The organism is Metaclostridioides mangenotii, assembly GCF_018917235.1.
Classification (GTDB): Bacteria; Bacillota; Clostridia; order Peptostreptococcales; family Peptostreptococcaceae; genus Metaclostridioides.
Window position 1 is genome coordinate 119860 of sequence record NZ_JAHLOF010000007.1, and the last position, 18459, is coordinate 138318.

22 protein-coding genes, 2 tRNA genes, 1 pseudogene and 1 other annotated feature are annotated in these 18459 nt (G+C 31.9%); of the genes and pseudogenes, 3 read left to right on the forward strand and 22 right to left on the reverse strand.

Annotated features, from left to right (window positions below):
- Window positions 1–102: 102 nt before the first annotated feature.
- Window positions 103–1566, reverse strand: coding sequence for a M1 family metallopeptidase (locus tag KQI18_RS11325; protein ID WP_236887747.1), 1464 nt, complete (start codon window positions 1564–1566; stop codon window positions 103–105).
- 120 nt (window positions 1567–1686) lie between these two features.
- On the opposite strand from KQI18_RS11325, the gene KQI18_RS11330 reads away from it, so the two are divergent.
- Complete coding sequence (locus KQI18_RS11330; protein ID WP_216467983.1) at window positions 1687–2757, forward strand: DnaD domain protein; 1071 nt, start codon at window positions 1687–1689, stop codon at window positions 2755–2757.
- An 8-nt stretch (window positions 2758–2765) separates the two neighbouring features.
- Window positions 2766–3758: an ATP-binding protein gene (locus KQI18_RS11335; RefSeq protein ID WP_216467984.1), complete on the forward strand. Its 993-nt coding sequence runs from the start codon at window positions 2766–2768 to the stop codon at window positions 3756–3758.
- A 217-nt stretch (window positions 3759–3975) separates the two neighbouring features.
- Here KQI18_RS11335 and KQI18_RS11340 read toward each other — a convergent pair whose 3' ends face one another.
- The 10 genes from KQI18_RS11340 to KQI18_RS11385 all read right to left on the reverse strand — a co-directional run bounded on the left by KQI18_RS11340 (window position 3976) and on the right by KQI18_RS11385 (window position 12539).
- Window positions 3976–4770, reverse strand: a complete 795-nt coding sequence (locus tag KQI18_RS11340) for a formate/nitrite transporter family protein (protein ID WP_216467985.1) — start codon at window positions 4768–4770, stop codon at window positions 3976–3978.
- Window positions 4771–5103: 333 nt separating this feature from the next.
- Window positions 5104–5178 (reverse strand) — tRNA-Glu (locus tag KQI18_RS11345).
- 6 nt (window positions 5179–5184) lie between these two features.
- Window positions 5185–5260: transfer RNA gene (locus KQI18_RS11350), tRNA-Lys, on the reverse strand.
- A 256-nt stretch (window positions 5261–5516) separates the two neighbouring features.
- The gene (locus KQI18_RS11355; RefSeq protein ID WP_216467986.1) at window positions 5517–6806 is read right to left on the reverse strand and encodes an adenylosuccinate synthase; all 1290 of its coding nucleotides are present in this window, start codon (window positions 6804–6806) and stop codon (window positions 5517–5519) included.
- Window positions 6807–6880: 74 nt separating this feature from the next.
- On the reverse strand, window positions 6881–7192 hold the full coding sequence (locus KQI18_RS11360) for a hypothetical protein (RefSeq protein ID WP_216467987.1): 312 nt from the start codon (window positions 7190–7192) through the stop codon (window positions 6881–6883).
- 271 nt (window positions 7193–7463) lie between these two features.
- Window positions 7464–8792, reverse strand: a complete 1329-nt coding sequence (gene dnaB / locus KQI18_RS11365; protein ID WP_216467988.1) for a replicative DNA helicase — start codon at window positions 8790–8792, stop codon at window positions 7464–7466.
- 19 nt (window positions 8793–8811) lie between these two features.
- Window positions 8812–9261, reverse strand: a complete 450-nt coding sequence (rplI, locus tag KQI18_RS11370) for a 50S ribosomal protein L9 (RefSeq protein WP_216467989.1) — start codon at window positions 9259–9261, stop codon at window positions 8812–8814.
- Window positions 9262–11259: a DHH family phosphoesterase gene (locus KQI18_RS11375; RefSeq protein WP_216467990.1), complete on the reverse strand. Its 1998-nt coding sequence runs from the start codon at window positions 11257–11259 to the stop codon at window positions 9262–9264.
- Between the two features lie 10 nt (window positions 11260–11269).
- Window positions 11270–12211: a DUF2232 domain-containing protein gene (locus KQI18_RS11380; RefSeq protein WP_216467991.1), complete on the reverse strand. Its 942-nt coding sequence runs from the start codon at window positions 12209–12211 to the stop codon at window positions 11270–11272.
- A 7-nt stretch (window positions 12212–12218) separates the two neighbouring features.
- Window positions 12219–12539 carry a MazG-like family protein gene (locus KQI18_RS11385; protein ID WP_024621602.1) on the reverse strand — a complete coding sequence of 107 codons (321 nt, stop codon included), beginning with the start codon at window positions 12537–12539 and terminating at the stop codon, window positions 12219–12221.
- 307 nt (window positions 12540–12846) lie between these two features.
- On the opposite strand from KQI18_RS11385, the gene KQI18_RS11390 reads away from it, so the two are divergent.
- Complete coding sequence (locus KQI18_RS11390; RefSeq protein WP_216467992.1) at window positions 12847–13308, forward strand: S-ribosylhomocysteine lyase; 462 nt, start codon at window positions 12847–12849, stop codon at window positions 13306–13308.
- Between the two features lie 130 nt (window positions 13309–13438).
- Here KQI18_RS11390 and rpsR read toward each other — a convergent pair whose 3' ends face one another.
- The 11 genes and pseudogenes from rpsR to tuf all read right to left on the reverse strand — a co-directional run.
- Window positions 13439–13666: a 30S ribosomal protein S18 gene (gene rpsR / locus KQI18_RS11395; protein ID WP_024621604.1), complete on the reverse strand. Its 228-nt coding sequence runs from the start codon at window positions 13664–13666 to the stop codon at window positions 13439–13441.
- Between the two features lie 48 nt (window positions 13667–13714).
- Window positions 13715–14152, reverse strand: coding sequence for a single-stranded DNA-binding protein (locus KQI18_RS11400; protein WP_216467993.1), 438 nt, complete (start codon window positions 14150–14152; stop codon window positions 13715–13717).
- A 33-nt stretch (window positions 14153–14185) separates the two neighbouring features.
- Window positions 14186–14464, reverse strand: a complete 279-nt coding sequence (gene rpsF, locus KQI18_RS11405; protein WP_216467994.1) for a 30S ribosomal protein S6 — start codon at window positions 14462–14464, stop codon at window positions 14186–14188.
- Between the two features lie 229 nt (window positions 14465–14693).
- Window positions 14694–15059 (reverse strand): 50S ribosomal protein L7/L12, encoded by a 366-nt coding sequence (rplL, locus tag KQI18_RS11410; protein ID WP_216467995.1) that lies wholly within the window; start codon window positions 15057–15059, stop codon window positions 14694–14696.
- 54 nt (window positions 15060–15113) lie between these two features.
- On the reverse strand, window positions 15114–15617 hold the full coding sequence (rplJ, locus tag KQI18_RS11415) for a 50S ribosomal protein L10 (RefSeq protein ID WP_216467996.1): 504 nt from the start codon (window positions 15615–15617) through the stop codon (window positions 15114–15116).
- 42 nt (window positions 15618–15659) lie between these two features.
- Window positions 15660–15788: a sequence feature (ribosomal protein L10 leader region), on the reverse strand.
- A 46-nt stretch (window positions 15789–15834) separates the two neighbouring features.
- Window positions 15835–16536 (reverse strand): 50S ribosomal protein L1, encoded by a 702-nt coding sequence (gene rplA / locus KQI18_RS11420; RefSeq protein ID WP_216467997.1) that lies wholly within the window; start codon window positions 16534–16536, stop codon window positions 15835–15837.
- A 95-nt stretch (window positions 16537–16631) separates the two neighbouring features.
- Entirely contained in the window at window positions 16632–17057 is a 426-nt protein-coding gene (gene rplK, locus KQI18_RS11425; RefSeq protein ID WP_024621610.1) for a 50S ribosomal protein L11, read from the reverse strand.
- A 39-nt stretch (window positions 17058–17096) separates the two neighbouring features.
- Complete coding sequence (gene nusG / locus KQI18_RS11430; RefSeq protein WP_216467998.1) at window positions 17097–17639, reverse strand: transcription termination/antitermination protein NusG; 543 nt, start codon at window positions 17637–17639, stop codon at window positions 17097–17099.
- Window positions 17640–17658: 19 nt separating this feature from the next.
- Window positions 17659–17865 carry a preprotein translocase subunit SecE gene (gene secE / locus KQI18_RS11435; RefSeq protein WP_216467999.1) on the reverse strand — a complete coding sequence of 69 codons (207 nt, stop codon included), beginning with the start codon at window positions 17863–17865 and terminating at the stop codon, window positions 17659–17661.
- 24 nt (window positions 17866–17889) lie between these two features.
- Entirely contained in the window at window positions 17890–18039 is a 150-nt protein-coding gene (gene rpmG, locus KQI18_RS11440) for a 50S ribosomal protein L33 (RefSeq protein ID WP_216468000.1), read from the reverse strand.
- A 282-nt stretch (window positions 18040–18321) separates the two neighbouring features.
- Window positions 18322–18459, reverse strand: a pseudogene (gene tuf / locus KQI18_RS11445) (elongation factor Tu); the annotation flags it as partial.

Here is an 18459-nt window from a genome sequence, read left to right on the forward strand (position 1 = left end):
TTATTCTTCGCTTTTTCTACACTGACCTGCCCAGCTAAGAATTTCGTACCGTTTAAATTCCCCTGGAGCGAATCCTACAACTTAAATTCTTAGCGGCCATCCCTACTTACATTCACTTATTATTTTATCTATATCAACACCCCTACTATTCCATAAATCAACAAACAATCGACCATTTACATTTTGATATTTATTTTTGCTGTAGTATTCTTTTAATGTGCTAAAAAACACTTTATCTCCTACCTCTTCTCTCACTTTATGAAGAGCAACTGCACCTTTTGTATATACGTTTAAACTATAGTCAGTTGAGTTGTCGTAATCAGTCGTTGGTTTAAATATATTTTCACTCTTATAGTTCTTCGCCTGAACTTCCATAGTCTTCATAAGCTTATTTGCTGTATCTTTTCCGTACTTATTTTCAAAATAAAGTACTGTAGAATACTCCGTCAAAGCCTCATCTAACCATGGTTCGCTTATCTCATCGTTTCCAACAACGGAATACCACCATTGATGTGCTGCTTCATGAGCTATAACGTACTCAAGTAAGAATTTATTTTTTTCATTGTACAGGCTCTGATCTATCATAACTAGCATCGGATACTCCATACCGCCTATGTAAAAATCACTTGCTACTACTGAAAATCCTTTGTAAGGATACTTTCCAAATAAATCACTAAAAATTCTTATAGAATCTTCAGCTACTTCGGTACTCTTATGTGCTAAATTCTTATTTAAATTATATGTATTAATCGATACTCCCTTACTTCTACCTCTTCCAATATCGAAATCTTCACTCATTATAAATGCAAAGTCTCTTACATTTTTAGCTTCTATTTCGTACATTTTTTTCTTTTCATCATACTTGTCATTTACTATAGTACCTGTATTTGCTAGCTTATACTTTCTAGGTAGCAATAAATTTACATCAAAATCGCTTGTTTCACTGTAGAATGGATCACCTATCGACTCGTAGCTCTTTAAGTTCCAACCCCTGCCATCTTTTACACATGCTATCGGATACCAATTTGTCACATTTATAGTATTCTCTCCATATCCAAATCTACCTAATGAGTTTGGAAGCTTTACATTGTATTTAAAATCTATTGGTACGCTATCACCTGGTTTTAATTTTTTATGTAATTTAATTTCAAGTATATCATTTTTCTCACCTTTTACTTCGTACTGTAAATTTTTCTTTGAGCTTAAAACATTTTTTATATCCATGTAGCCTTCATTAAATCCATTTGGATAAGCTTGCTGCATTTCTTCCTTTTCAAATGGTGCATACTCTCTTTTAGAAAAAGCATTTGGATATATATGAAAATATACCTTATCTAAACTTTCCTTTGTATTATTAACATATTCTGTAGTTTGATTGCACATTATTTTTTTATCTTCATCATTAAAAATTGCATCAATTTTGTACTGATTTACCTTTGCGGGCCCATTTAACTTAAATGTCTCTAGTGTATGTGTCTTTTCAATTATGACTCCTCCTACCAGTAACATAAATACAGCTGCTACTGACAAAGTTTTTCTTACCCTTTGGTCCATCCTAATAACCAAAACATCTCCTCCTATTCACGTAAGTTTTTTGATATATTTGCAATATTATCCTTCGTCAAATTTCTCCTTAATAACCAATAACTCAGTAAAAAATGATATAATCTTATCTGAGGTGATTATATGTTTTATAAGGAAGTTAACGATATAGATTTAGGTGATACAGCAATCCCTAATATCTTTATAGATATATTTATGCCGATGGCAGATGGTTTATACGTAAAAGTTTATTTACTTGGCTACAGACAGGCTTGTGATAAGTCGGCAAACCCGAATTTTGATAATATTTCTATCGCTAAGAACTTGGATGTGCCTTTATCAGATGTGCTTGATGCTTGGAAGTTCTGGGAAGATAAACATATAATTAAAATTCATAAAAACGAAGGCTTTAATGATACAAATTGCTCTATAGAGTTTTTGGATATTAAAAAGTACTACATTGAAAATACCGTAATCGGATCACCTACAAAGACTAGTACAGATACTATTGTAGAGGCTTCTGAAAACCCAAGTATAAGAAATATGTTTAATACTATAAATAAAATTGTTGGTAGATACTTAGACCCTAGCGAAAAGATCAGTCTTATGGAATCAATGAACAAATACAACATGAATTCAGATATGATTATATGCGCTTATGAGTATGTAAAAGAAAAGACCGGATTTTCTAAATCAGTTAAATACATTGATGGAATTCTGAGAAATTGGTACGATTCCAACTTATATACTCCACAAGATGTTGAGGAAAGCTCCAAATTCCAAAGTGAGAGATACGTAATGTACAAAGAAATATTTCGTCAATTGGGATTTAATAGGCAACCTACGAAGTCCGAAAAGAAGATTATGGATGAGTGGCTTGACAAGTACGAGATGAATATGGACCTAATATTAAACGCTTGTGATAGATCTAAAAATATCTCAAACCCTTCAATATCATATATCAATGGTATAATCAAAAATTGGAACACCAAAAATATCAAAACACTTGAAGATCTCGCAAAAGACGAAGAGGAATTCAGATCTAAAGAAAAAGATAATAAAAAAGTCAAAACAAATATCAAAACAAACAGTATTGCAAAAAACAATCAAAGTAAAAAAACTAAGTTTCATAACTTCAATGAAACATTTACACAATACTCTTCAGATGAACTCGACGAGATAATAAGAAAGAGCCAAAGAGAAAAATTTAAGTAGGTGATTAGGTGAATGAAAATAAGGTAAAAAGAATACTTAAAAAATATGAAGAACGCAGAGACGAAAACGAGCTACTACTTGAAAAAAGAAAAAAGCAAGTATACAATAGATTTCCTCAGATTAAAGGAATTGACGATGAGATATCATTAATAGGTTTAAAATTGGCAAAATCAGTGCTTACAAACCCAAATGATAGAGAGTCTATAGTACATAAATCAAGAGAAGAAATAGAGGCTTTAAGGGCTCGTAAGTGTAAAGTACTTGCAGATAATAGTATCCCTGATAATTACTTAGAAATGAAATATCATTGTAATATGTGTAAAGATAAGGCATTCTTACCAAATGGGGAGAAGTGTAACTGTTTTAAGCAAGAAATTATCAACGAGGCATACAAAATGTCAAATATAGAAAATGTACTCAATAAAGAGAATTTTTCAAACTTCAATCTAGAGATTTTTTCTACAGAAAAATCAAAAGAAAGAGGGGTATCTCCTAGAGAAAACATTTTTGAAATATTAACATACTGTGAAGACTATGTTCACAACTTTAATCCTATACAATCTAACAATATATTATTTTATGGATCCACAGGTCTTGGTAAAACATACATGTGCAACTGTATTGCAAAAGACCTTCTTGATAAGGGTTATCTAGTAATTTACCAGACTTCTTTTAGAATATTAGAGATACTTGAAGATTATAAATTTAGAAGGGATTCCGAAGGCAAAATAAGCGAGGAAAACTATAAAAACTTATTCGATTGCGATTTACTTATAATTGACGACTTAGGAACTGAACTGACTAATACTTTTACAAGCAGTGAACTATTTAATATAGTCAATACTAGACTTACTGCTGGAAAGAGCATAATTATATCTACTAATCTAACACCTAGTCAGATTGGTGAAACTTATACTCAAAGAACACTATCTAGAATCTTAGATCAGTTTAAGATATATGACTTCTTTGGAAGTGATTTGAGATGGGAAAGATTTAAATAGAATTGTGGTTACAGCGGAAATAATAGCTTGTTGCATTCACGCTATAAAGAATTTTATCGGTACGAAATTCACATGGCGCTACATCCAAGCAATCAATTATTCCCGCTGGGTCAACTCTTTGGTGTGGATACAAAGGAAATAAAAATACTTATATATTTTTACAAAAGCTGCAGTTAATGACTGAATCATTAACTACAGCTTTTGTTTTTATTTTAATCTATAATTTACTCTCTAACTTTTCTTCTTCTACTATCTTGTCTTTAGAAATACTGTAGTACGGTATAGTCAAGAATAAGATAGCCCCAACTACATTTCCTAGTGTCACCATTAATATGTTATAGAAGTATCCACCTAATGTAACGGCCGCTCCCATAGGCTTTAATAGGCCTACTGTAAGCAGTGTCATGTTTGCTATGCTGTGCTCGTATCCAGATGTTATAAAAGCAAATAAACACCAGAATATCATTATTAATTTTCCGCTCTCTGATTTCATTTTATAATTGCACCAAACAGCTAAACATACAAGTATGTTACAAAGCATCCCTCTAAAAAATAATTGCATTGGCTCTATGCTCATTTTAGTTGCAGATGTGGCCGCAATAAACTCGCCTACAGGCCCTTTTGTAAGCCCTGCACCTATAAACATGATGGATACTATTATAGCTCCTAACCAGTTTCCTAGATAGCATACGAGCCATAATTTTATAGTCTGACCTAAGCTAACCGATTTCTTTAACATTCCCGCTGCCATAATCATATTATTCCCTGTAAATAATTCTGAACCAGCCATAAGTACTAAACTAAGTGCTATACCAAAAGTAGCACCCATAAATATTTTGACATACGGTGCGTGTCCTAACATTCCACCTGATGTATAGATAAATAGAATTGATAGACCTACATATAGGCCTGCTAGCATAGATGCCATTAAATAACCAGTGAAGTTAGTCTCTAGAAATTTAGATTTTTTCTTGGCAGTCTCCACTATTACCGAAAATTCCTCTTTAAACATAAATACACCTCTTTATATATTTTTATTCATTCTAAGTATAACAAACTTTTATAAAGTTTCATAACAAAAAATTCGCATTACATATATTTTTAATAAAGTTAAAATATAGCAAAGTTAATTTTATAAGTTTATTATACTTTAAATTAATAAAAGCAATATTACTAATTACAATAAACATTTATAATTAGAGGAACCTCTACAGTAAATAGTGTAATAATTAAAAAACATTTATTGATATTAATAATATAATTCGAAAATAGATAGATATGAAATTTAATTGGAAATTAAAAAAGCTAGCTTAAATATTTAAGCTAGCTCCAATAATTGAATTAATGGTGACCCGTAGGGGAATCGAACCCCTGTTACCGCCGTGAAAGGGCGGTGTCTTGACCGCTTGACCAACGGGCCACTTATTGGTGATCTATCCGCGACTCGAACGCGGGACACCCTGATTAAAAGTCAGGTGCTCTACCGACTGAGCTAATAGACCGTATGTATTTTTTTGCCTCTGTTTTACCACAAGTAAAATTATATCGTGTGGGAGATGTTTCGTCAATACTTTTTTACAAATTTATTTAATTTTTTTCAAAAATTTTCAAAAATATAGGGAAAACCACAAAAGTACCTAAAATCTTCTGTGATTTCCCCACTTTTTTCAATAATTCTTAACTTTTTATGTCTAATTTTCTAAGAAACTAATCTAAAAAATATTGAATCCTATCTATATTTTTAGATAATTATAGTTTCTAAGAAAATATATTTTTTCTAACTATTGTTTGAAGTCTGTTTGGTCCTACTGATACTATATCAACACTAACTCCTATAAGTTCTTCTATCCTCTTTATATAGTTTTTAGCGTTTTCTGGAAGTTCGTCGTAGTTAGTTACTTTTGTAATGTCTTCATTCCAGCCATCTAACTCTTCGTATACTGGCTCACATTTAGCTAGATCATCTAAAGATGCTGGGAAGTTTTTAATTATCTTATCTCCCATTTTGTATGCTGTACATATTTTTAATTTATCAAATCCGCTTAATACGTCTAATAACATAAAAGATATACTAGTTAATCCGTTTACTCTTGCAGCATAACTAACCATAACAGCGTCAAACCATCCACATCTTCTAGGTCTACCTGTTACTACACCAAATTCGTTTCCTTGTTTTCTTATTCTCTCACCGATCTCATTTATTTGTTCTGTGACAAATGGCCCCTCGCCAACTCTTGTTGTATAAGCCTTAACTATACCAACAACGTCTTTGATCATGTTTGGACCAACTCCAGCTCCAACAGCAAATCCACCTGATATCGGATGTGATGAAGTAACAAATGGGTATGTTCCAAGATCTAGGTCTAGGAATGTACCTTGAGCCCCTTCAAATAACACCTTCTTATCAGCTTTTATCGCATCGTATACTACTACTGTAGTATCATCAACATATCTTCTGATTTGATCAGCATATCCTAAATACTCATTGTATATAGTATCAAAATCAAATAAATCTTCTTTTCCGTATATATTTTTAACTATTTTGTTTTTAGCTTCTATTTGAGGCTTTAACTTAGCTGCAAATATATCTTTATCCATTAAATCACATATTCTTATTCCTGATCTCTCAGTCTTGTCCATATAACAAGGTCCTATACCGTTTTTAGTAGTACCTATTTTATTGTCTCCTCTAGCCTCTTCAGCTAAAGCATCTATTTCTTTATGATATGGGAATATTACATGAGCTCTGTCACTTATTTTTATGTTATCTAAATTGATCGCTCCCTCATCAAACATTTCTAATTCTTTTAAGAAGCCTTTTGGATCAAAAACTATTCCGTTACCTATTACATTTATAGCTTCTGGATTTAATATTCCTGATGGTATTAAACGCAGTGCATATTTTTTATCTCCAACTACTAGGGTATGACCAGCATTGTTTCCACCTTGTCCTCTTATTACTACATCGGCTTGTGTTGCAAGATAATCTATAACTTTACCTTTACCTTCGTCCCCCCATTGAGAACCTACAACCGCAACTGTTTTCATATGTTCCACCTCTACTCATATATTATCGAATGTTTTACATATATATATTAACAAATATTCGTTATTAATTCAAACTATTTAACAATTAAATAACTTAATAAATGCTTTTCTATATCTGACAAGTCCTTCAAGGACTTGATCTTGTTCTCATTTTCTCTTATATTATTTACAACTATTTCTAGCTTATCCATATTATCCATTTTTACAATAGGTATGACTTCTCCTACATTTGTATTAGTAAGATTTACAACTACTTCATTGACATTGTCTTCAGCAAAAATAATTATTCCCTCTTTTACTTTGTTGTCCACTATTCTTATTAAGTTGATTTCGTTATTTATCTTAACAAAATCAGGGTAAAAATATAATATACTTATCCTTTCCACAGTACTTTCACCGACCCTTCGTTTTCGCTATCAATAAAAAAACGTAAAGATTTAAATAATGCAACTGCTTTTATGGTTATAAACACTTTTTTTGATTGTTATTAACACAGATATACACGTTATTCACATTTATCAACAGGCTTTCTGTGGATAATGTGCATAAATATATATCTATTTTTCAATGTTTATACATATTACACCGACATATATCCACATTTTTGTCTTAAAAAGAAAGGTTGTTCTGTGGACATATGTGGATATTTATCGAATATTATAAGTCTCTAAGTTTATCTCCAAATCTTTGAACTTCTCCTAACCAAACTAACTCAACAGACCCAGTTTCACCGTGTCTATTTTTAGAAATTATAACTTCACAAATATTTTTGCTCTCAGAATCGGCATTATAGTACTCATCTCTATACAAGAACATTACTATATCCGCATCCTGCTCTATAGATCCAGATTCTCTAAGGTCAGATAACATAGGTCTGTGGTCTGCCCTCTGTTCAGGTGCACGAGAAAGCTGAGAAAGTGCTATAACTGGGCAATTTAGTTCCTTTGCAAGTATCTTTAAAGATCTAGATATCTGAGCAATCTCCTGTTGTCTACTTTCATTTCTACCGTCCCCTTCCATGAGTTGAAGGTAGTCTATAAGTACTAAATCCAGGCCTTGCTCTATCTTTAGTTTTCTACATTTTGATCTAAGTTCTGAAATTTTGATTCCTGGCGTGTCGTCTATATGAATTTTTGTGTCAGAAAGTACAGCCATAGCGTCAATAATTCTAGGCCAGTCGCTATCCCCTAGTGTTCCGGTCTTAATTTTCTTAAGATCAACACTAGACTGAGAGGCTAGCATACGCTGTACAAGCTGTTCTTTAGACATCTCGAGACTAAATACCGCTACTGAGGCATTCCCCTTTATAGCGGCATTCTGAACTAAATTCAGAGAAAAAGCGGTCTTACCCATTGCAGGTCTGGCCGCTATAAGTATGAGATCTGTCCTTTGAAATCCGTTAATTTTCTTATTCAGGTCCTTAAACCCAGTTGTCACTCCTGTAACATCACTCTTATTCGTATATAATTGTTCAATCATATCGTAAGTGTCCATAAGGACTTCATTTATAGGTTTAAAGTCGTCACTAGCTTTTTCTTGAGATATATCAAATATTTTTTTCTCTGCTTGTTCTATTACATCCTCTATCTTCGTAGATTTTTCGTAACCAAGCTTAATTATATCGTTAGATGCTTTTATTAGTTTTCTTAAAACAGACTTTTCTTTTACTATATCTGTGTAGTACTTAACGTTCGAAGTAGTCGGTACTATTGTCGATAGGCTAGTTATATAGCTAATCCCTCCTACATCTGTTAAGTGACCTTTTCCTTTTAGTTCCTCTGTTAAAGTTATTATATCTATCGGCTCACTTTTGTTGTTAAGCGATACCATGCTTTCGTAAATAATCTTATGTGCCTCTTTATAAAAATCATCTGGACTGATGATCTCTGCAACAGTAATCATTGCATCTTTATCCAGTAGTATTGAACCAAGTATAGATTGCTCGGATTCAACACTATGAGGGGGAACTCTCGTTAAATCTTCCATCAATTATCACCTCGAGAGATTATTGCTTTTCTTTTACGTCTACCCTTATTTTTGTAGTTACTTTTGGATGAATTTTTATCTCTACTTTTGCAGATCCTAAAACTCTTATAGGCTCTTCAAGAATTATCTTCCTCTTATCTACATCTATATCTTTTTGCTTTTTAAGTTGCTCTGCTATATCTTTAGATGTTATTGATCCAAATAATCTTCCGCCTTCTCCAGCCTTTGTATATATTTCTATGCTTATTTTTTCCATTTCTTTTCCTAAAAGTACAGCATTATCATACTCTTGTTGTGTTTTAAATTCTTCTGATTTGCTTTTTTCCTTTAACTCTTTTACAGCTTGATTATCTGCAACTACAGCCATTTTCTTAGGGAATAAGAAATTTCTTGCATATCCATCACTTACTTCTTTCATTTCCCCTTTTTTACCAGTTCCCTTAACGTCTTTAAGTAATATAACTTTCATCTATTCTTCCTCCTCTAAGTAATCTAATATTATGTCTTGAACCATTTTATATGCTTCTTTTAGAGAGACATCTTTAAGCTGAGCACCAGCTATATCCATATGTCCTCCCCCACCTAATTTTTCCATAAGTACATGGACATTTATCTTTCCTAATGATCTTGAACTTATAAATACTTTTCCATCTTTGTGTCCTAGTACAAATGAAGCCTCAATTTGCTTGATATTAAGTAACTCATCAGCAACTTGAGCTATTACTATATTTATATTGCTCATCTCTGTTTCTGAGTAAGCTATACATATCCTGTCATCAATAATTTTTGCATTTTGAATTGTTTCAGCTTTTACTATAAAGTCCTTCACATCTGAGTTAAAGAATTTCTTAACTTCTACAGTATCCGCTCCCATTTTCTTAAGATATGATGCGGCTTCAAATGTTCTTACACCCGTTTTAAATGAAAAGTTCTTTGTATCTAAGCTTATTCCTCCTAACAGACCCTCTGCTGTTAGTTTGTTTATGTTTACATCATCTTCCATGTACTGTACGAGCTCAGAAACCATCTCACATGTTGAAGATACATATATTTCATGGAATAGAAGTACTGTATCGTTAATAAACTCCACGCCCCTTCTGTGGTGATCTATAACGACAACCTTTCTAGATAAATTTAAAAGCTCTTCACATTCAGTGTGATTTGGTCTATGAGTATCTACAACAACTACTAGTGTGTCTTCTGTACATTTATCAACTGCTTCTTCTGAGCTAACAAATACTCCATTGTAATACTCGACTTTCTTAAGTTTATCTATAAATATTTCTATTGCCTCATTTTCTGTATCTAAGACTATATTTGCAGGTTTATCACACGATTTACAAATATCGTATATACCAACAGCTGCACCCATAGCATCCATATCTGGATATTTGTGTCCCATAATATATACATGTTCGCTTTGTTTAATAACTTCTCTAAGAGCGTGACCTATTAGTCTTGATTTTACTTTTGTCTTTTTCTCTACAGCTTTTGACTTCCCTCCGTAGAATATAAAGTTGTCTTTCGTTTTTACAACTGCTTGATCTCCACCTCTACCAAGAGCTAAATCTAATGCACCTGTAGCTAAATCTAAATTATCCTTTAATGAATCTCCATCTACACCTATACCAATACTTATGGTTACTGGTAGGTTATTTCCGTGATCAATTTCCCTTATTTTATCTAATATAGAAAATTTTTCATCTTCTAATTTTAGTAATTCTCCTTTATATATAGATACAACATATTTATCCCTAGCAGATTTTTTGATTGCACAATTAGTGTTCGCTTCTAATATTCCCAATTCTTTTTCAATATCCATATTTATAAGGGATCTGTATTCCTCTTTTGCACTTTCTAAAACTTCATTGTAACCATCAACTTGAATTAACATCATTGCATTTTTTTCGTTATTGTAGTCTCTCTCTAACTTAAGACTCTCTGTCTTATCAATCCAATAAAGAATCATATAATACTTCGCACTGTCCTCTTTATCATTATTTTTGACTACATTATATACTATCGTATACTCTCTATCATTGTAGCTAATTTCAGTATACATTTCTTTATTTTCATTCAAAACTTTCCTTAGATTAAGATCCTCAATTAACTCTTCTATGTTTTGGTTTAGAATATCTTTAGATCCCATCATTTCATAAAACTTCTTATTAAACCAAGATATATGCCCGTCAAATTCAAGAATACAAAGCGGTATAGGCAAATTCAAAATCGCTTGCTTAGTAGTCTCGTCTATATTCAAAGATAGATTTTGAATATACTCAGCCCACTCCTTCGTCCTCATAGTATTTAATCTCCAGTTGTGGAAGACTAAGTACAAAAAAACTGCGAAGAATACAGCACCTATATAAAAATTGTAGTAAATCAGTATAAGGCTAAGTATTCCTATAGCTATTATATAAAGATTTACCTCAGGCATACTGATCTTAAAGGTCGATCTCTTATTCATTCTCATCCTCCTAAGTGGATTTGTTTCTTCTTACTTTTCTAAAATCAAATATTGTATCAAACATACCAATTATCGGTACGCATGCTCCCATTGTCATTACAAACCCTGCAATAAGTGCAATAAATATAAGCATATTATTTTTATGCGAAATATTTTTAAGATAGTAAAAATAAATAACAATTCCCTGTACTACAAATAAAATTTGGAATATCACAGTTAAACTAGTCGTTAGTAAATTTATTTTTATTCCGATTTCAGCTATATCTAATAGTAAAACAATCAAGTAAATACCTATAAAAATTAATACTGGATTTCCTGGAAATCTGAAATCTTGAAACTTAGGAAAATTTTGTTTTTCCTTATTTATTTTATTTATAGCAAATGCGCTTAAATAGAAAACTATTAGTGAATATATTATTCCCGAAAATACTATTGATCCTAAAAGCATTAATAGTATTAAATCATCTTTGCTGATTAAATCCAATATCACTGAACTTTTTTCAACTTTTAAAGCTGCATCTAATATATCGCTTGCATTGCTGACTAGTGTACTTACTACATTAGATTTTAGTATATAAACTTCTACTGCATAATAACCCATATTTCCTACTATAAAAGCTACTATACCTGTATACAGAGGCTCAAATTTATTGCCTTTTTCGTCTTTATAACTCGTATTTATCATGCTACCTATTAATATTCCAGGTAACATCAATGTTATACATATATACAACGCATAAGAAATATCTGTACTTAACATAAGCATCAAAAATGTAATAATCACTGATTGTACAGTAATTCTACTATCGTTTTTAGCCCCTACTAAAACATAAGTTACTGCAATAATAGGGCTCAATAAGCTTAATATTTGAACGTAGCCAGAAATCGCCGCAAAAGCAATGGTCAAAAAAACCACACCTAATAGTTGAGATGGCTTTATCTTTATTTCCAATTCAGAATCACTCCCTATTGTCTAAATGTTTCTCTAGATTGGTAAGATCCCCATACCATCTTTCAACACTATGATCTTCTTCCTTACCTATTTTTATTTTTTCTTTTACTTTATAATCAACATCTTTAAAACTTATTCCAAGTCTTTTTGCTAAAAGATATGTAATCATAATTATATTGGCAAGCGTATCTTGTATAGCCTCATCTAGCGGCTTTACTCCTTTGAAAAGCAAGTTGAATAGATCGCTCACACTCATTAAAATTTCTGTCTTCATCCATTCAATTATCTTAATGTTTCTAGTTATCTCAGAACCTTTATCTACTCTCACAAATCAGCCCTCCTTAATAAATATTATTATAACATAAATCATAATTTATTTAAGTATATATAGTAAAAAACGACTCCACTAGCTTTATTTTAGACATAGAAAATATAGCCTATTTCTGACATAAACAGACTCTGATTTAAATTTAATTAACAATATTTTAACGTAAAGTGCATTTGTTATAGAAGATTTAAGCGATTATATATCAAAGTTGTCTAGATATTGTATATATGTTAATATTAAAATAAATTAAAAATTTTAATAACTATAATATAAAACGAATTTAGAACTAATGATAGGAGAATATAAAATGGAGAAAATAGCTAGTTTCGTAGTTGACCACAGATATATCGAACCTGGTGTATATATTTCACGTATTGATGGAGATATCACAACTTATGATTTAAGAACTCGTAAACCAAATACAAATAGTTTGATGAGCAATTCAACAATGCATTCAACAGAGCATTTATTTGCGACATTTGTAAGAAATTCAGAACTGAAAGATGATGTAATTTACTTTGGTCCTATGGGATGCCAAACTGGATATTATTTACTTGTAAGAAATGCAAATCATGCAAATGTAGTAAGTGTAATTAAAAAGATAATTAAAGGAATCATAGAATATCAAGGTGATATGCCAGGAATGAGCGAAATAGAATGCGGTAATTTTGCAAATCTTAATGTAGACCTCGCTAAAGAAGATTTAAAATATTATTATGAAAAAATTAAAGATATAACTGAAGAAGATTTGAAATACCCGGAAGCTTAATAAAAAAATTAATATTTTAATATATCAAAACTTTTTATTTCATTTACAATGGAGTACTCTAGACCAGATGGAGTGCTCCTTTTTATGTTAATTAAAAAAAGATGGGCCGATTGCCCATCTTTTTATTTTCTTAGTCTAATGTATATGGTAAAAGTGCTATATTTCTAGATCTTTTTATAGCTACAGTTAATTCTCTTTGATGTTTAGCACAAGTTCCTGAAATTCTTCTTGGTAATATTTTACCTCTTTCAGTTATATACTTAGTTAATCTTTGAGAATTTTTGTAATCTATTTTAGCGTTTTTATCAGCACAGAACTGACAAACTCTTTTTTTCTTACGTCTTTTTTTATTCATCATGATTGGTTTCCTCCTTTTCTATTAAAAGTAGTACCTCTAAAGATCTCTTTAGAATGGTATATCGTCATCGTCTATAGCTTGGAAACCTTGAGGATCAAGTCCCTGTGGCTCAAAGCTTGGCTCAAACTTTTGAGAATCATCTCCGAATGAATTCTCTGATCTATTTTTATTGCTATCTAAAGCTTGTACAGATCTAGTACTTACTTTAGTGAATGTTCTTTTTTCGCCTGATTGATTTTGATAATTATCAACTCTTATTGAACCTTGTAATGATACTAATCTTCCTTTAGTGATATAGTTAGCGCAGAATTCTGCAGCTTTTCCCATAACCTCTATAGGTATAAAGTCCGTATCTCTAGAACCATCTTTTTTAACAAAATCTCTATCAATTGCTATTGTAAAAGTGGCTACTGGTGTTCCTGTTCCTGGGATATATCTCAACTCAGGATCTCTAGTTAATCTTCCAACTAACGTAACATTATTCATAAAAACACCACCTATTCATAATAAAACTAGTTATTAAGCAACAACTATCATGTGTCTTATTACGTTTTCGTTTATCTTTAAGTTTCTGTCTATCTCTTTAGGAACGTCAACTCCTGATTTAAAGTTAACTAATACATAGTAACCTTCAGTAAGTTTTTGTATTGGGTAAGCTAATTTCTTATTTCCCCAAGTATCAACTTTAACAACTTCACCATCAGTTCCTATAACATCCTTAACTTTGTTCAGTACAGTCTCTTTTACCTCATCTTCTGAGTTTGACTTTACTACGTAAATTAATTCATAATCTCTCACTTATTTCACCTCCCTTTGGACTAACGGCTCTAAAATCTTTTTAGAGCAGAGAAATGAGACTTTGTCTCATACCCAACTATTTTAACATTTTTCTCATTGTGTGTCAATTATTTTTTATTTATAGCGCATAATTTAGTTTCGAATATGATAAATCTTTGTTGTAAATAGTTTTTTACAAATAAAAAAGATGTCTATCTCTAGACATCTTTTAGATACTATTTAAGTGAAATTATTTAACTTCTACTTTAGCTCCAGCAGCTTCTAATTTTTCTTTTATTTCATCAGATTCTTCTTTAGTAGCAGCTTCTTTTATTGCTTTAGGAGCATTGTCAACTAATTCTTTAGCTTCTTTTAATCCTAATCCAGTTACTTCTCTAACTGCTTTTATAACTCCAACTTTTGAAGATCCTATTTCTGCTAATATTACATCAAACTCAGTTTTTTCAGCAGCAGCAGCACCAGCACCAGCATCACCAGCTACCATTACTGGAGCAGATGCAGATACACCGAATTTTTCTTCTGCAGCTTTAACTAATTCATTTAATTCTAAAACTTTCATGTTTTCTATAGCTTCTAATATTTGTTCTATTGTCATTTTTCGCACCTCCGAAATTATTTTCATATTTAATCTTTGTTTTTTAACTTGCTATTAAGCTTCTTGTTCTTCTGCTTTTTTCGCGATTGCATCTACTAAGTATGCAAAGTTTGATACTGGAGCTTTTAAGCTGCCAAGTAATTTTGCGATAAGAACTTCTCTTGATGGTATATTTGCAAGAGCTTCAATTTGAGACTCATTGTAGAATTCACCTTCAACAACACCCATTTTTAAATCTAATTTTGGATGATTATCTATAAAGTTCTTTAATATTCTAGCTGGAGCTACTGGATCATCATATCCAAATGCTATAGCATTAGCACCTACTAATAATTCATCATTAAACTCTTTTATTCCAACTTCTTGCGCTGCTCTTCTTACTAGAGTATTTTTGTACACTTTGTAATCGATACCAGCTTCTCTCATTTGTTTTCTAAGCTCAGTTACCTCTTCAACTGTTAACCCTCTGTAGTCAACAACTATTGTAGATGAAGCTCTGTTTAGTTTTTCAACTATCTCAGCTACGACACCTGATTTAACTTCTATAGCTTTTTTCATATAAACGTGCACCTCCTTTATCAATTTAAGACTAGTTTTCACCGTAAAACCGAAAAAGCTTTTGTTGTCCATAGACATCAAAAGCTTTAGTAATCATAAATTTATCTAAAAACCTCGGTGGGATATTAAGCATAATGCGCCCACTGTCTACGGTAAATCTATTCTATTTTTTATTGACAAACATTATATTAACACTTTTGACAAGTGTCGTCAAGTATTAATTATTTTCTGTTTTAGCAGTATTTACTTTAACTCCAGGTCCCATTGTAGAAGTAACAGTTATACTTCTTAAATATTGACCTTTTGCAGCTGATGGCTTAGCTTTTACTATTGCATCCATAAGAGCAGCATAGTTGTCTTTTAATTTTTCTCCACCAAATGATACTTTTCCTATTGGAACGTGTATTATGTTAGTTTTGTCTAATCTGTATTCAACTTTACCAGCTTTTATCTCATCTATAGCTTTAGTTACATCAAATGTAACTGTTCCTGATTTAGGGTTTGGCATTAAACCTTTTGGTCCAAGCACTCTACCTAATCTACCAACTACACCCATCATGTCTGGAGTAGCAACAACTATATCAAAATCAAACCAGCCTTCACCTTGTATTTTTTGAACTAATTCTTCAGCTCCTACAAAGTCAGCTCCAGCTTGTTCAGCTTCTTTAGCTTTTTCGCCTTTAGCGAATACTAAAACTTTTTTAGTTTTACCAGTACCGTGTGGAAGTACAACAGCACCTCTAACTTGTTGGTCTGCGTGTCTTGAGTCAACACCTAATTTAATGTGTGCTTCAACAGTCTCATCGAATTTAGCTCCTGCTATATCACTAACTAAAGTTAATGCTTCTGAAGCATCATAGAATTTTTGTCTATCTACTTTTTCTAAAGCTCCTGTGTATCTTTTACCTTTTTTTGCCATTTCTTTTTCCTCCTTGTGGTTAATATTCGGTTTTTAAAACCTCCCACTAATTTAAAGCGAAATCTTTAATATTAGTAATGTAATATCGTTTAAGATTAGTCTATTACTTCAACACCCATGCTTCTTGCAGTACCAGCAACCATTCTCATAGCAGCTTCTACTGATGCAGCATTTAAGTCAGGCATTTTTAACTCAGCTATTTCTTTAAGTTGAGCTTGAGTTATTTTAGCAACTTTCTTCTTGTTTGGTTCACCAGATGCAGTTTTTAAGTTTAATGCTTTCTTTATTAGCACTGCTGCTGGTGGAGTTTTTGTTATAAAACTGAATGATCTATCTTGATATACAGTTATAACAACTGGTATAATCATACCAGCTTGATCTGCAGTTTTAGCGTTGAACTCCTTTGTGAATCCCATTATGTTAACACCATGTTGTCCTAATGCTGGACCAACTGGTGGTGCTGGTGTAGCCTTTCCTGCAGGAATTTGTAATTTTATTTGACCTATAACTTTTTTAGCCATTTCAGCGCACCTCCTCTAAATCTCTCTATAAAATAAGTATTAGATTTTCTCTATACCATCAACATCCATTGTAAATGGAGTCTGCTTACCAAATGCATTAATAGATACTTTAACTTCTTTTTTATCTATATTAATGTCTTCTACGTTTCCAATTTGTCCCATAAAAGGCCCTTTGGCAACTCTTATTGCATCTCCAATTTCTAAGTCAATTTCTCCATCAACTATCTTAGGAGTATTTATGTCTATTCCCATAGCTTTAACCTCATCATCACTTAGAGGCACTGGTTTAGATCCAGGACCAACAAACCCAGTTACACCCTTAGTGTTTCTTACAACATACCATGATTCATCAGTTATTATCATTTTAACTAATACATAGCTTGGGTATACTTTACGTTGTCTTATTTTTTCTTTTCCAGTCTTAGTAGTTTCTACTACATCTTCAGTGGGAACAACTACTTGTGTGATGCAATCTTCCATTCCCCTTGTCTTAACAGCCTTTTCGATAGTCGCTTTGACTTTGTTTTCATGTCCCGAATAAGTATGAACTACATACCAATTTTCTTTTTGTAATTCTGACATTTTGTCCACCTCTCTTCGTCTATTTAACTATAAGTGACAGAAGCCAAGATAAACCAGTATCTAGACCCCAGATAATTATAGTAAATGAAACAACTACAGCTAAAACTATCCCAGTATTTTTTAATAATTCTTTTCCTGTAGGCCATGTAACTCTTTTCAGTTCTTGACGGGTTTCTTTTAAATATCTAAACAAACTGAATCTTTTCTTTTTTGCTTCTTCAGCCACTCTAACTCACATCCTTAATAAAGCCTATTTTGTTTCCTTATGAGTTGTATGCTTTTTACAGAATCTACAATATTTTTGTAGCTCTATTCTGTCTGGATTATTTTTCTTGTTTTTAGTAGTGTTGTAGTTTCTTTGCTTACACTCTGAACATGCTAATGTTACCTTAACTCTCATAATACACCTCCACTTTGTTATACAATTGTATATATATTGAATATAATATCTTAAAACAAAGTGTTTAAAAACATACGTTTAAAAAAAAACACAATTCAAGATATTATTACCTTCCATTATCATTACCTTGTATAAGTTACCACAAATCAATATGAAAGTCAATAATTTTCAATCCTCAATATTAAAAAAAGAGGAGTTTAAACCCCTCTTTGAATATTTTTTGTTATAATGTGGAATTCGTGTTATTTACTGGCTTTGATTCTTGCGAACAATAGTTAGCTATTATTCTAATATTGAAACGACAACTCCTGAAGCAACTGTTCTTCCACCTTCTCTTATCGCGAATCTTTGTCCTTCTTCTACCGCGATTGGGTTGATTAAGTCAACTTCCATTGTTACGTTATCTCCAGGCATTACCAT